This window comes from Synergistaceae bacterium DZ-S4 (genome assembly GCA_025943965.1).
Taxonomy (GTDB): Bacteria; Synergistota; Synergistia; order Synergistales; family Synergistaceae; genus Caenicola; species Caenicola nitritireducens.
The window spans coordinates 100,296-114,344 of the sequence record JAPCWD010000003.1 but is presented as its reverse complement, the minus strand read 5'-3'; the positions used below and the strand labels follow the sequence as shown (position 1 = coordinate 114,344).

General features: G+C 50.8%; 15 protein-coding genes, 3 tRNA genes and 1 other RNA gene. 14 read left to right on the top strand and 5 right to left on the bottom strand.

Annotation, left to right across the window (positions count from 1 at the left end):
* Positions 1–28 precede the first annotated feature (28 nt).
* The 3 genes from OLM33_02970 to tadA form a co-directional block, all read right to left on the bottom strand.
* Positions 29–121 (bottom strand) — tRNA-Ser (locus OLM33_02970).
* A 36-nt stretch (positions 122–157) separates the two neighbouring features.
* Positions 158–250, bottom strand: a tRNA-Ser gene (locus OLM33_02965).
* A gap of 77 nt (positions 251–327) precedes the next feature.
* Entirely contained in the window at positions 328–786 is a 459-nt protein-coding gene (gene tadA, locus OLM33_02960) for a tRNA adenosine(34) deaminase TadA (protein ID MCW1712631.1), read from the bottom strand.
* Between the two features lie 50 nt (positions 787–836).
* Between tadA and OLM33_02955 the strand changes: the two genes are divergently transcribed.
* The 9 genes from OLM33_02955 (at position 837) to OLM33_02915 (ending at position 6,888) form a co-directional block, all read left to right on the top strand.
* A tRNA-Arg gene (locus OLM33_02955) sits at positions 837–913 on the top strand.
* Positions 914–967: 54 nt separating this feature from the next.
* An RNA gene (gene ffs / locus OLM33_02950) (signal recognition particle sRNA small type) lies at positions 968–1,067 on the top strand.
* A gap of 53 nt (positions 1,068–1,120) precedes the next feature.
* Positions 1,121–1,594 carry a hypothetical protein gene (locus tag OLM33_02945; GenBank protein ID MCW1712630.1) on the top strand — a complete coding sequence of 158 codons (474 nt, stop codon included), beginning with the start codon at positions 1,121–1,123 and terminating at the stop codon, positions 1,592–1,594.
* A gap of 52 nt (positions 1,595–1,646) precedes the next feature.
* Complete coding sequence (locus OLM33_02940) at positions 1,647–2,348, top strand: hypothetical protein (protein ID MCW1712629.1); 702 nt, start codon at positions 1,647–1,649, stop codon at positions 2,346–2,348.
* 202 nt (positions 2,349–2,550) lie between these two features.
* A complete protein-coding gene (gene rpsB / locus OLM33_02935) occupies positions 2,551–3,390 on the top strand; it encodes a 30S ribosomal protein S2 (protein ID MCW1712628.1) in 840 nt (279 codons plus the stop codon).
* A gap of 2 nt (positions 3,391–3,392) precedes the next feature.
* A complete protein-coding gene (gene tsf, locus OLM33_02930) occupies positions 3,393–3,989 on the top strand; it encodes a translation elongation factor Ts (protein MCW1712627.1) in 597 nt (198 codons plus the stop codon).
* Between the two features lie 170 nt (positions 3,990–4,159).
* Positions 4,160–4,876 carry a UMP kinase gene (pyrH, locus tag OLM33_02925; protein ID MCW1712626.1) on the top strand — a complete coding sequence of 239 codons (717 nt, stop codon included), beginning with the start codon at positions 4,160–4,162 and terminating at the stop codon, positions 4,874–4,876.
* A 203-nt stretch (positions 4,877–5,079) separates the two neighbouring features.
* Positions 5,080–5,637 (top strand): ribosome recycling factor, encoded by a 558-nt coding sequence (gene frr / locus OLM33_02920; protein ID MCW1712625.1) that lies wholly within the window; start codon positions 5,080–5,082, stop codon positions 5,635–5,637.
* Positions 5,638–5,706: 69 nt separating this feature from the next.
* The gene (locus OLM33_02915; protein ID MCW1712624.1) at positions 5,707–6,888 is read left to right on the top strand and encodes a hypothetical protein; all 1,182 of its coding nucleotides are present in this window, start codon (positions 5,707–5,709) and stop codon (positions 6,886–6,888) included.
* A gap of 459 nt (positions 6,889–7,347) precedes the next feature.
* On the opposite strand, the gene OLM33_02910 is transcribed toward OLM33_02915, so the two are convergent.
* Complete coding sequence (locus OLM33_02910) at positions 7,348–8,511, bottom strand: pyridoxal phosphate-dependent aminotransferase (protein MCW1712623.1); 1,164 nt, start codon at positions 8,509–8,511, stop codon at positions 7,348–7,350.
* A 188-nt stretch (positions 8,512–8,699) separates the two neighbouring features.
* Here OLM33_02910 and raiA point away from each other — a divergent pair, with 188 nt between their 5' ends.
* The 3 genes from raiA (at position 8,700) to coaE (ending at position 11,901) form a co-directional block, all read left to right on the top strand.
* Positions 8,700–9,242, top strand: coding sequence for a ribosome-associated translation inhibitor RaiA (gene raiA / locus OLM33_02905; protein ID MCW1712622.1), 543 nt, complete (start codon positions 8,700–8,702; stop codon positions 9,240–9,242).
* Between the two features lie 138 nt (positions 9,243–9,380).
* Entirely contained in the window at positions 9,381–11,345 is a 1,965-nt protein-coding gene (locus OLM33_02900) for a UvrD-helicase domain-containing protein (GenBank protein MCW1712621.1), read from the top strand.
* Entirely contained in the window at positions 11,305–11,901 is a 597-nt protein-coding gene (gene coaE, locus OLM33_02895) for a dephospho-CoA kinase (protein ID MCW1712620.1), read from the top strand. Before OLM33_02900 ends, coaE begins: the two co-directional genes overlap by 41 nt.
* 91 nt (positions 11,902–11,992) lie before the next feature.
* Here the strand turns inward: coaE and thiW are convergent, their stop codons facing one another.
* Positions 11,993–12,421 carry an energy coupling factor transporter S component ThiW gene (gene thiW / locus OLM33_02890; protein ID MCW1712619.1) on the bottom strand — a complete coding sequence of 143 codons (429 nt, stop codon included), beginning with the start codon at positions 12,419–12,421 and terminating at the stop codon, positions 11,993–11,995.
* 200 nt (positions 12,422–12,621) lie between these two features.
* Here thiW and OLM33_02885 point away from each other — a divergent pair, with 200 nt between their 5' ends.
* Both OLM33_02885 and OLM33_02880 read left to right on the top strand, forming a co-directional pair.
* Positions 12,622–13,329 carry a thiamine diphosphokinase gene (locus OLM33_02885; protein MCW1712618.1) on the top strand — a complete coding sequence of 236 codons (708 nt, stop codon included), beginning with the start codon at positions 12,622–12,624 and terminating at the stop codon, positions 13,327–13,329.
* Between the two features lie 111 nt (positions 13,330–13,440).
* Positions 13,441–14,037, top strand: coding sequence for a site-2 protease family protein (locus OLM33_02880; GenBank protein MCW1712617.1), 597 nt, complete (start codon positions 13,441–13,443; stop codon positions 14,035–14,037).
* Positions 14,038–14,049 lie beyond the last annotated feature (12 nt).

Genomic DNA, 14,049 nt, shown 5'->3' with positions numbered 1-14,049 from the left:
CCATATTTCAGAAAACGGATTCTAAATATGGCGGAGAGGGTGGGATTTGAACCCACGTGACAGCTCAGCACCGCCAAGACGATTTCGAGTCGCCCGCCTTCGACCACTCGGCCACCCCTCCGGATAAAAACACAGTCTGTGTAAATTGATGTAAAAATGGCGGAGAGGAAGGGATTTGAACCCTTGGAACGGGGATAAGCCGTTCACTCACTTTCCAGGCGAGCGCCTTCGACCACTCAGCCACCTCTCCGCGTGCATCGTATCAATTGCCTGTGACAAACTGACGGAGCGCATTATAGCCTATTCCATAGTGAATGTCAAAATGGATCAGAGTGCTTCAGAACGCCTCATTTGGAAAAAAATGCGCAGCAATTCGGCGCACTCCTCCTTCAATATTCCTGACCTTACAATACACCTGTGGTACATTCTCGGATCTTCGACGATGTTGTAAAGGGAACCGACAGCTCCGGCCTTAGGATCCTTAGCTCCGTAGACCAGGGTCCCCAGCCTTGACTGTACCATCGCACCGGCGCACATGACACATGGTTCGAGTGTGACATAGAGGGTGCAGTCATCGAGCCGCCAATTGTTAAGTGCCTCTGATGCCTCTTCCATTGCAGCCAGCTCCGCATGTCCGAGCGGGGAGCCTTCAAGTGACCTTGAATTCGATCCGCGCCCGATGATCTTCCCGTCCCTCACCAACAAAGCACCGACAGGGATCTCGCCCTTCTGCATGGCTTTCTCCGCTTCTTTGAGGGCTTCCCTCATATAATGAATGTCATTCATCGTGACAGCTCCATTCTCTATGTGCTATACTTTCCTCTGTTCCCGGAACTGTGCCTGTAGCTCAGCTGGATAGAGTGTCAGCCTCCGGAGCTGAAGGTCTCGGGTTCGAATCCCGACAGGCACGCCATCTACAAGGATTATGCTATCATATAACAATGAAAAGCGAGTGTTTTTTGCAGGGTGTCCAGTCCTATGCGGCGAAAGCCCGTGAATCCCGTCAGGTCCGGAAGGAAGCAGCGGTAAGCGGTGTCTTTTGGGTGCCATGGGGTCACTGGGCCCCCTGCAGAAAGCACTCTTTTCGTAAGCTGGATGCTTAAAGACGGAGGATAAAACTATGGATAATCAACCTTCCGGGTACCTGCCAATGAAAGAAAGACCTGCGCCGGGGGATAAACTTATATTTATACCTGTATATGTTGCGCCGGTCGAGATACTGGAAAGAAGCCTCATGCGCGGTCCCAGGTATCTTTATCATGTCGTCATCATTGACGGCTATAACGGGAATACTGCTTTGTTCGGAGAAAAGACAATTATCCTTGACATGGACTTTATTCCTGAGGCAGATGAGCAGGAGCGTCTCGAACTCAGAATATCCCCTGCCCTTGCAAAGGAACTGGCAGAATGCGGGGCCGTACCTTCTGACTTTCAAAGCTGGAAAAGGGTCATAAGAAACAGGAACGTATCTGTAAACGAGCCGAAGATACAACTGGCATGGCGGATCTATGCGGTCAGAAACAAAGAGATCATCGATACTTTCACAGGCGAAACGATCCGGTCTGCGGGCCTGGCAGGCATGCTCTTTAACTAAAAAACATTTTTATGCGGTCTGACAGATGAAGCTGATCAAGGAGGGGTCCGACATGCATGACAATATCGATGGCCTTAGCCACGAGCTCAGAGAATATTCCTTATCTATCGGAGCAGGTAAGGTTGGGTTTGCCGACCTGCGCCCCTACGCGGAGGAGATCAGAAAAACTTACGGAAGAACATTGGATGATTACCCCTGTGCCGTTTCAATTGCTCTGAATATGCCTTCTTCAGTGATAAGGGAAATATCCCTTAAGGGACCGACAGATACTTATGCGCGGTATTACGAGGTTGCGAACATTGCCCTCGACATAATGACAATAAGGATAACGGACTGGCTTGAGTCAAGAGGTTTCAGAGCTTTTCCGATACCGGCAAGCAAGGCCGTAAAAGAGGGGATGCACGGCATTTTTAGCCATCGTGCCGCTGCGCATCTGGCAGGGCTTGGCTGGATAGGCAAGAGTTGCTGCCTTATCACACCGGACAGAGGACCTATGCAGCGCCTTGCAACAGTTATCTGCAATGCTCCGCTTAAGTGCGGAGTGCCGATGAGATCGAAGTGCGGGGACTGCACCTGCTGTCAGAGGGCATGTCCCGCCGGGGCTATCAGGGGTATAGCATGGAAGATGGATCAGGCAGTGGATGAAAGGGTAGACAGGAGAGCATGCAGGGAACTTCTGAAAAACAACTTTGAGACTTGTGGAAACAAAGTCTGTGGTCTTTGTCTCAGTGCCTGTCCATGGGGTAAGTGCTGACCTGACGAGGCAGTCTTTGTTAAGGAGCATGGGAAGACCGCTCAAAAAACATTTAAAAAGCTTTGGAAGCTTGCATAAATAAATGCCTCCATGATATACTTGGGAGCGGTGCAAAACACACAGGCGCGGATCGCAGAAATGTTGCCCAAAAGGGTTTTTTTGCGGGAGGAAGCGTCTGGAGGAAAAAACAGGAGGGATACACATGGGAGTAGTAAGCATGAAACAGCTGCTTGAGTGCGGTGTTCATTTCGGACATCAGACCAGGCGCTGGAACCCGAAGATGAAGCCATACATCTTCACGGAGCGCAACGGCATCTACATCATCGACCTGCAGAAGACAGTCAAGGGACTTGAGAGGGCATACGACTTTGTTCGCGAAGTCTCCAAGTCTGGCGGAAGCATCCTTTTCGTAGGGACAAAGCGCCAGGCGCAGGATCCTATCAGGGAAGAGGCACTGAAAGCAGGACAGTACTATATCAACCAGCGCTGGCTGGGAGGACTTCTCACAAACTTTGCGACCATACGCCGCAGGGTGACCCGCATGGTAGAGCTTCAGGAAATGGAAGACACCGGAAGGATCAACAAGTACCCCAAGAAGGAGATCATCCAGCTCCGTAAGGAAAAAGACAAACTCGAGAAATATCTTTCCGGTATCAAGGATATGAAGGATATTCCCGATGCCCTCTTTGTAATCGACCCGCGCCGTGAAACGATCGCGGTGCTTGAAGCCCACAAGCTTGGCATCCCCGTTATTTCTATCGTAGACACAAACTGCGATCCCGATGTCATTGACTATCCGATCCCCGGAAATGACGACGCTATCCGCGCGATAGAACTGGTAGTAGGACTTATGGCCAATGCCTTCATTGAAGGCCGTCAGGGGCAGGATTCAAGGGTCGAAAGAGTAAACGATGAAGAAGAGACAGCAGAGGAAAACGTTGTGCCTGTAATGCCCGAAGAGCTCGACCCCGTTGTCGATGAGATCGACAAGGTGGCGGTAAAGGCTATCGAAGAGCAGAAAGGTTGGAAGGAGGCTAACTGACAATGGCAGACATTACAGCAGGACTTGTATCTGAACTTCGCGGACGTACATCAGTCGGTATGATGGACTGTAAAAAGGCACTCGTTGAGTGCTGCGGCGATATAGATAAGGCAGTTGACTACCTTCGCGAGAAGGGGCTTGCCAAAGCGGCAAAAAAGGCTGACCGCAGTGCGGCTCAGGGTATGATCTTCAGCTACATTCACAGCAATGCCAAGCTTGGCGTGCTTGTCGAACTCAACTGTGAGACAGACTTTGTTGCCCGTACCGAAGAATTTCAGCACCTGGGCCACGAGATAGCAATGCAGATCGCAGCGGCAAATCCGGCATACATCGTGCCGGAAGATGTGCCTCAGTGCGTAGTTGAGCACGAGACCGAAGTCATCAAGGCTCAGGCCCGTGAAGAGGGCAAGCCCGAAAAAATGCTCGACAAGATTGCCGAAGGCCGCATCAATAAGTATTACGAAGAGAACTGTCTGATGGAACAAAAATATATTCGCGATCCGGACAGAAAGATCAAGGATCTGGTTATCGAAAATATAGCCAAAATCGGAGAAAACATTAAAGTAGGCCGTTTCTCCCGTTTCATCATCGAAGGCTAAGCAATTATAAAAGAGCGAGGGAGAACCCCTCGCTCTTTTTTTAAACTTTGACAGATAATTGGAATTAACACAAAAGATATCAAATATATTAGCAGTCATTTTTCATTTTACCGGACTTTATAGCATTGAACAGAAATATTATTAAAAATTTATATAAGGAGTGTGCCCTGATGGATCGTAAATATAACCGTGTTTTGCTTAAGCTCTCTGGAGAGATTCTTGCGGGAGACGCGCATTTTGGACTTGATTACGAGGCGATCAGGGGGATTTGCGAGGAAATAGTCGAGGTCGCGAGGGAGGGAGTCGCCATCTCCATGGTAGTGGGGGGCGGGAACATAATCCGCGGCTCGCAGACCGTAAGCGTCGAGAGGGCACAGGCCGATTATATGGGTATGCTTGGCACTGTCATAAACGCGCTCGCGCTTCAGGATGCGCTTGAGCGCCTTGGACAGCCGACCAGGGTACAGTCAGCCATAGAAATGAAGCAGGTAGCAGAGACAGTTATTCGCAGGAGAGCCATAAGGCACCTCGAAAAGGGAAGAATAGTCATATTCGCCGCAGGAACAGGTTCACCCTACTTTTCAACAGATACAACAGCTGCATTGAGGGCTTCGGAGATAGGAGCCGAATGTCTTATTAAGGCTACAAAAGTTGACGGGATATACGACAAGGACCCGGAAAAGTATCCAGATGCAAAGCGTCTTCCCAAACTCACATACATGGATGCTCTGAGGATGCAGCTCAAGGTAATGGATGCAGCGGCATTCTCGCTTTGCCAGGAAAACAGGATACCCATAATAGTATTCGACGTGAACAAAAAAGGCAATCTGCGTAAACTCCTTATTGAGGGACAGGAGATCGGATCTGTAGTAAGCGATCAGTCTTAGCGGGTATCTGATCCGGCGGCACCAAAGACTGAGCTGTCAAAAATGGTTGCTGCGCCCAATAAAATCACACATTTAAGAGAGATTTGGTATATACTATTGTGCAGGTCAGATGACCTCAGCCTGGCAAGTCTCGTGCCGAAGGTTTTTAAAACTGATCGAATGCCTGCATAAGCGGCATATTATTCTTATAAGGAGTGATCTGCGTGCCTCAAAATATGATCAAGGACCTAAAGACCCGCAGTGAAAAGACGCTTGAGTTTCTCAAGGGAACACTTCAGGGCATACGGACAGGAAGGGCACACCCCGCCCTTGTAGAAGACATAAGGGTCGACTACTTCGGTAATCCGACACCGATAAAAAACATGGGGACCGTGAGCGTTCCGGAAGCACGTCAGATCATGATCAACCCATGGGACAAGACAGCGATGAAAGCCATCGAAAAAGCCATACAGGCATCTCCTTTGGGTATAAACCCTCAGAACGACGGTGAGACGATACGCCTGAACCTGCCCGAACTTACTCAGGCCCGCCGAATAGAACTGACCAAGATAGTCAATAAATCGGCTGAAGAGGCAAGGATCGCTATCCGCAACGTCCGCAGGGATGTTATCGACTCACTTAAGAAGATGGAGAAGGAAAGCAAGATAACGGAAGACGACCTGAAGAAGTACCAGAAGGAAGCCCAGGATCAGACAGACGCATTTATTAAAAAGGTCGATGAAATGCTGGCCGAAAAAGAAAAAGAGATAATGGAAAAATAGAAAACCGCATATTGGCATATTTCAGGGAGGCATCGCTTAGGCGATGCCTCCCTGTGTTATATTATTCAAATGATGAGAGAGACGGAGTTCCTCAGGAAAGTCAGAGAGATCGGCGGAAAGGCCTATGTCGTCGGAGGCTGGGTGCGCGACAGGCTGATGGGGGCGTGTCCTCACGACAGGGACTATGTGATCTGCGGACTTGACGAAGGGACGTTTGCAGAAGCATTTCCCCGGGCAGTAAAGACCGGAAGTTCCTTCCCCGTATTTATTCTCACCATAGACGGAACCTCATGCGACGTCGCCCTTGCAAGGACTGAAAGAAAAGAAGGCAGCGGCTACAGGGGCTTTGCTGTGGAATACGGACCGGATGTGACCATAGAAGAGGACCTTTTCAGGCGTGATACCACAATAAACAGTATGGCATGGTCGCCGGAAGAGGATAAGCTGACAGACCCCTTCGGAGGGCAGGCTGACATTAAAGCCAGGTTGATAAGGGCAACTTCCTCACACTTCTGCGAAGACCCTGTAAGGGCGCTGAGGGCAGCCAGGCAGGCTGCCGAGTTTGATTTCACGATAGAGACACATACCCTTGAGAGGATGCGCCGCTGCAGGCACGAGCTTTCTAGGGAGCCGAGGGAGAGGATATTTGGTGAATTGAAGAGGGTGATGAATTCGGGAAAACCCTCGGTATTCTTTCTGATGCTTGCCAAAGCCGATATCATAGAGACGGTCATTCCTCCGCTTGAACATATATGGGAAAGTGGATCCCCGGATGGCGGCAAGGCATTCAAAAAAGCAATGTACATTTTGGACAAAACTGCAGGGGCAAGCGAAAGAGCTGAAATAAGGTTTGCCTCTCTTGCCAGGTCAGTCTCATCCTTCCTGCCGGAGAAGTCTGCCGTCTGCGTTTTGGAAGAGATCAACAGGACTGTAAGGCTGCCGGTCCTGTGGAGCAGATGCTCTGAATTCGCCGTAATGCATCTGCCCGATCCCTCAAAGGGAAAAGACCCCGCCGTTACCGTGGACACTCTTGCCGTTCTCCAAAATCACCCCATAGGAATAGACGGATGTGCCGCCATAACAAAAGCCGAGGGCACCATTGACTCTTATCCCTTCCTCGCGAACAGCGAGTTATATCTTGAAACGATGAAGAAGGCCCGTGCCGAACTCCCGTTGGCCATAGAGGGAAAGGCCAGGGCAGAATGGATAAGGGAACGGCAAATCGAGGCAGTCTCAAAGTTACTATTGTGAAACTGCGACAAATACGGTCGCGTGAAACTGTAGTGAAGCAATGGTGAAGCAGTTGTTGGGTCGGGGAATTTGCGGTGTTGCCACCGCGGAGAATTTGCAGCGTCTGCGCTGCGGAGAATTTGCTCGCTTCGCATCGCGGAGAATTTGTCTGACTCCGTCAGGCGGTGAATTCAAGATTTATGATTTAGGGGCCAATTCACCGCTGAATGGTTCATTCAACAAATTCTCCACGAGCGTTTTTCTCGTAAATTTACCGCGAGCGTATTTCTCGCAAATTCTCCGGGCTTGAAAAGTCACAGACCCTTGATAGCCCTGCCCAATATCGCAATTGGGGCAGATCGTGGATGATGACGACGCAACATGCAGCGGGCCCTCGCGAAGGCGTATACCAATACGTCGAAGCGAGGGTCCGCAAGTGTTGCTAAGTCAGCGCCGCGAGATGCCGCAATTGCTGCCCGCCTACAAAGATTGTAGGAATTCTTTCAACCGCCCCATCCCCTCGCGTATATTATCCATCGAGCAGGCATAGGAGAACCTCACAAAACCGGGGGCGTAGAAGGCTGCTCCGGGGACTGCGGCGACAAACTTCTCTTCGAGCAGCTTTTCACAGAACTTCATGTCGTCGGGGATAGGGCTCTCCCGTACATCGATAAAGATGTAGAAGGCGCCCTCGGGGTCCCTGACCTTAACATAGGGCATATCTCTGACCAGGCCGAGGATGACTCCGCGGCGCTCTTCGAAAGCCTCGCGCATCCTCTCAACGTCGGGATCTGCGTCCTTCACGGCTCCCCATGCTGCCCACTGGGCTATTGAGGATGCGTTTGACGTCAGGTGTGTCTGAAGTGTGTTCATCTTAGCTATCAGCGGTTTGGGGCCGAGCGCGTAGCCGATCCTCCAGCCTGTCATCGCATAGGCCTTGCTTGCGCCGTTGATCAGGATGACCTTGTCCCTGAGGTCGGGAGCAACGTTCAGTATATTGACGTGTTTTGCGGACGCGTAGACGAGCCTCTCATAAATTTCGTCGAAAATGATCCAGAGATCCTTTTCTCTTGCTATGTCAGCGATCATTTTCAGAGTCTCTTCGTTGTATATCGCCCCTGAAGGGTTTGAGGGGGAGTTGATTATCATACCCACCGTTTTGTTGCTGAGGACAGCTTCGACTGCTTCCTTTGTCGGGATCAGATCTGTCTTGAGGGTATCGACTATTACTTCCTTTCCTCCCGCAAGGTGTATCTGCTCAACATAACTTACCCAGGCAGGCGAGAAAAGAAGGACTTCGTCGCCCGGATCGACAAACATCTGGAGGGCCTGGTAGAGGAGCGGCTTTGCTCCCGGCGCGATAAGGACTTCATCCGGGGCGTATTCAAGTCCGAAACGCCTCTTGTAGTAGTTGCAGACCTCCTTGCGGAGTTCAAGTATTCCTGAGTTTAGAGTGTAATGCGATTCACCGCGTTCGATGGCTTCGATCGCTGCCTTTGATGCACATTCGGGAGAGTTGAAGTCAGGTTCACCGAGACTGAATGATATCATGGGTTTGCCTTCCGCTTTCATTGTTTTTGCCTTGGCGGAGATGCTTAAAGTAGCTGACGGCTGGATCTCAAGTATCCTTTTTGACATTTTCATGACATTTCCCCCTCTTTCATAGTCCTGCTTATTTGAGATTATACCTTAGGCTTTTTTTGAGTCAATGAAGCCTATTTTCGAATAGGCAAATATACATAATTTAGTCGTTTGAGGGCGGCAGGATATGGTGATACAATTGACACACCAGCAATTAGTTTATCCACATCAGTACGAATGGAGGAGTTGCTATGGAGGTACGTTTTCTTACGCGCAATGTGGAACTGCCGGCAGAGGTCAAAGAATATATGGAAAAGAAGGTCGGGAAGATCGAAAAATTCTTTGACAGGATCATTGACACGCAGGTTGCGTTGAACTTCAAGCGCGGGATGAATGTCGTCGAGATAACCTCCAATGTTAACGGGGTGGTAATGAGGGGCGAGGATTACGCGCCTGACCTCAGGAAAGCCTTTGACAAGGCGCTTAAGAACATCGAACGTCAGGTGAAGAGGCATAAGGGATATCTTACAGACAAGGCAAGGATGAAAGTCCAGGATTTCTCGTTTGATATAGATCCCGAACTTTTGCCTGCATATGCTGATAAGGAAGAGATGCCGCGCGAGATAGTAAAGACGAAGAAGTTCAACGTCGAAGTTATGACTCCTATTGAGGCGACAATGCAGATGGACCTTCTCGGACATAGTTTCTTCATTTTCAAAAACGATCAGTCCGGTGGAATAAATGTCGTCTACCGCAGGGAAGAAGGCGGATATGGCCTGTTGGAGCCCAAGTGATCTCCGGCTGACTGCAGCGCGGACCCTGTAGCAGAGTTCAAGGTTTTTGCAGCAGGGGCGATTAGTTGTAATATAGAGGGGCCGAAAGGCCCCTTTTTTTATAAACCGTAAATAGAGACAAAAGGTGATCATAGACATATGTCTGATAAAATCATTGATTCTTTAAATCCCAAACAAAAAGAAGCTGTTGTTTACTGTGACGGACATGAACTTGTCCTTGCCGGAGCGGGCAGCGGCAAGACCCGCGTCCTTACTTCAAAGATAGCTTATCTGATAGGCGCAAAGAAGGTCGCGCCATGGAGGATCCTTGCACTTACCTTTACGAACAAGGCCGCCAAGGAAATGAAGACAAGGGTCGAGAAACTCCTCGGGTCTGATCTCAGGGGCATGGAGGTGTCCACCTTTCATGCGTATGGACTCCGTTTTCTCCACAGATATCCGGACGCGCTTATGAAACTGGGCTATCCGAAAAGATTTGTTATCTTCGACAGGGGAGACACGAGGAACGTCATAAAGAAGATACTGACCCAGCTTGATATAGATCCCCGAATAATGGACGCAGGGGCGGCCATCGAACTTATCTCAAGGGTCAAGACTGAATCGAATCCAGTGACCATGGGACCGGCGATCCAGACCAGATGGCTTCCTTTGTATGAAAAGTATAGACAGCATTTGCTTTCGCAGGGAGCACTGGACTTTGACGACCTGATGACCCTGCCTCTCCATATCCTCGCCACTGACAAGGAGGTCCGCGAGCGGGAACGTTCCCGTCTGGACTGGATACTGGTCGACGAATACCAGGATGTGAACAGGCCCCAGTACCTCCTTTTGCGCTGTCTTGTCGATTCCGGAAGAAAGATAATGGTGGTCGGGGATCCGGACCAGTCCATATATGGGTGGCGGGGGGCCGACATGAGCATGATAATGAACTTTGCCAATGACTTCAGGGGAGCAAAGATCGTTGTCCTTGACCAGAACTACAGGTCCACAGCAAAGATACTGGAGGGCGCGAACGGCGTCATCAGGAAGAACTCGGATAGGCATCCCAAGGACCTGTGGACCGCAGCGCCGGTGGGAGAGTTAATAAACATATACAGGTCGCGTACAGACAGGGATGAATCCGAATGGATATCAAACCGCATTGAGAGGCTGAGAGACGAGGGCTACAGGTATTGTGAGATGGCAGTCCTTTACAGGATGAATGCGCTCAGCCGGGCAATAGAGCAGGAACTCCTTGAAAAGGGCATTCCGTACAGGGTCATAAGGGGGCTTGCATTCTATGAAAGGCTTGAAGTCAAGGATGTCCTTTCGATGCTTCGTCTCGCCGTCAACCCCAGAGACAGCATATCCCTCGCCCGGGTGGCTAACGTTCCGGTCCGCGGCGTTGGAAAGAAGAGCGTCGAATTGCTCTCTGAACAGCTTCAGAAGACTGCCGGCATCGATGCGGCTGCTGTCTGGAAGGAAATTGCAGAAACCGGAGGGGGCCTGAAGGGGAAATCGGGTAACGGGATCCGGGAACTGGCGAAGAATATGCTTCAGATCCTCGAACTCTCTTCCGATGTCCACGAGGCTGTAAGGACCGTGCTCTACTCCCAGGGCTACGAGGAGTACCTGAAGGCCAACCACGCTGAAGACTGGGAGGAGAGGGTGGAGAACGTTCTTGAAATACTCTCCCTGGTTCCCGAGGACGGCGATATTGTCCAGGTCCTCACAGAGATACCCCTCTTCACTGATCAGGACACAGGGGACGATATGGAGGACAGGGTCAACCTTCTCACGCTTCATGCAGCAAAGGGACTAGAGTTTCCTGTCGTATTCATAATGGGGATGGAAGAGGGCATCTTTCCCAGCGCACGTGCGGTCGAGGGGGAGAGCGACCTCTCAGAGGAGCGGAGGCTCTGTTACGTAGGCATGACCAGGGCAATGGAACGGCTCTTCATGAGCGGTTCCGCTTCGAGACTTCTCTTCGGAGGTGTGCAGAGAAACAGGACATCGAGGTTCATCGGTGAGATCCCGACGAGCTCAACTGAGATAAAAGACGATACGGCCGGAGGCGGTTATTTTGCTGACAGTAGGACTGACAGGAGACGTTGGCGCTGGTAAGAGTACCCTGGCCAGGGTGTGGGAAGAGATGGGGGCAACGGTCATCGATGCTGACAGGGTCGCGCGGGATATGTGGAAGGACCCTGATGTTCAGAGAAAGGCAGCTGAAAGATGGGGCAGCGATTTTTTTGACGGAGATCAGAAGTCTGTTAATGCAAAAATTGCTGCGAAAATATTTTCTGAAGAGGAAGAATATGAGTTTGTCTCAGATCTCCTGCACCCTGCGACTATCTCCGCGATCGAAAAGTTTGTAAAAGGTGCCGAAGGATGGATCGTTGTCGAGATCCCCTTGCTTTTCGAATGCGGGCGCCCCGAATGGATGGATCTTGTGGTATTTGTTTCGGCGTCGCCGGAAAAGCGCGCTGAACGCAACGCATCAAGGGGATGGGATGCCGGTGAGATAAAAAGGCGCGAGAGGAGGCTGATGCCAAGGGATGAAAAGATGGCGATGTCGGACTGGGTCCTCGAGAACATAGGTTCGAAGGAGGAATGGGAGGTCAAGGCCCGCGAACTGGGAAATATCTTTCTCGAAAGGGAGAGGTCCGCTAAATCATAATATCCTCGAAACTCCTGAGCACAGACCTCTTTTCAAGCGAGTAGAGCAGTGCCGCGCCTATAGCGGCGCCCGGCAGGCTGCTGACCAGAAATTAGAAGGCAAAGAAGGCAAAGCTTGCCGACGCTCCTGTTATCGGAGCCGCCACCATTGCGCTGACCCACGCGCCGATGATCCCCGTTCCGAAGGGTTCGGCCGCTGCCGAATACAGTTTATGCCTCCCATGCAGAAAACGGGCGGCGATACCGACAGCAAGAGCTCCGAACATACTGCCGGGGAAGGCGAAGAGGCTTCCCGTCCCCATCATATTTCTGATCAGGCTCGTAGTGAATGCTGCGCCCAGGGCCCAAAATGGGCCCAAAAGAATTCCTGCTATCACATTTATCGAGTGCTGGAATGGGAAGCACCTTACAGGTCCGGCAGGGATCGAGACAAAGGAGAGTGCGACTCCTGTGCCTGCAAGAATTCCCGCAGCCAGTGCCTTCTTGAAAAAAGTCTTATTGAATGCTTCGTTTTTGTTCATCCCAAACACCTCTTCAGTCAGTGATCATTATTCCGGGGATCCGTTCTCTCTTCTTTCATGCAGCCTATGTCTGACTGCGGTTTCCTCCGGCTATGATATTCTATCAAAGAATGAGCGGTGATGAGAATATTTTCAGCTGTGCTTTTACGGGTTAATGTATAATTGCCGGATAGTCATACTTCTTTTGGGAGTTGTTTTTATTGAAAACTATAGTTCTGCCTGACTTGATGATAGAGACAGAGTGCGGAACGGATATCACCATGATGGTGCTTGGCGGAAGAAGGCCGGCTGCAGAGTGGATGAGGTCCGTTGATTTCCACGGGAACCTTTGGGCGGTGGACAGCGGCGTGGATCCCTGTTTCGATGCGGGTATCCTGCCGGACAAGCTGGTCGGGGACGGAGACAGCGCATCCCCGGAGGCGTGGAAGTGGGCTGTCGACAACGGGGTTGATGTCTCGAAGTTCGAGAAAGACAAGGATCTTACAGACTTTCAGCTCGCACTTGATCTCCTCTCCCAAAAAGACAAGGCGTGCGAAAAGGCTCTCTTTGTAACAGGGGGATTTGCCGGAAGGTTTGACCACCTCTGGTCTACAGTCGTCTCTTTCCTAAACTGCTGCGGCAACATCAGGCCTCTTGGAATGGCCGATGAGAGAGAGGGCATGATCTTTCTGCACGGACCTGAAGGTTTGAAGATCAGTTTCAGCAGGACCCCCGGCGCGATATCCCTGATATCCTTCACCGGCGAAAGCAGGGGCGTATCGATCAAGGGGGTAAAATGGCCTCTTGAGGACGTCGTACTTAAATATGGAGAGCCGTACAGCGTAAGCAACAGGCTTGCTGACGGCAGAGAGGCCGAAGTCTCGGTAGGGTGCGGGACAGTAGGAGTATATTGGGTCTGGGAAGTATGAAGATATGGGCAATTTGCCGGTAAGTGCCTCTTGTCAGTCGTGATAAAATACATTTTGTGAGATTTCTGATCGATAGGGATGTGATCATTGGTGTTTTTGGGTGGCGGAAATATGACGGCGCGTCTGGCTGAACTTCTTCTAAGCCTGCCTGCGGTGCTTTGGGCTATAACTTTTCACGAATTTTGTCACGGCTATGCCGCTATGAAACTCGGGGATCCGACAGCTAAGATGGACGGCAGGCTAAGCCTGAACCCGCTCCATCACCTTGACCCCATAGGCGCGCTCTGCCTTCTGCTTTTCAGGTTCGGGTGGGCGAAGCCGGTCCCGATCAACCCCGGATATTTCAAGAACCCGAGAAGGGATATGGCTCTGGTGAGTTTGGCGGGCGCCGCGGGAAACATACTTACGGCTTTTGTATGCGCACAGCTTGTAAAGCTTTTTCCTGCGCTTTTCCAGACCTATGCCGCACAGCAGTTTATCCTGATAATGATCTACATGAACGTGGGACTTGCCGCCTTCAACCTTCTGCCCATCCCCCCGCTTGACGGGTCGCGCGTTCTTTACGTGATGCTTCCCTACAAATATATGCATATCTATTACACATTGGAAAGGTACGGGATGTTCGTCATTGTTGCGCTGATGATACTTGGAGTGATCCCTGTCCTGATGAATCCTTTGATGAGACTTATCCTCAATGTCATACTATAGGCGGTATCAAGT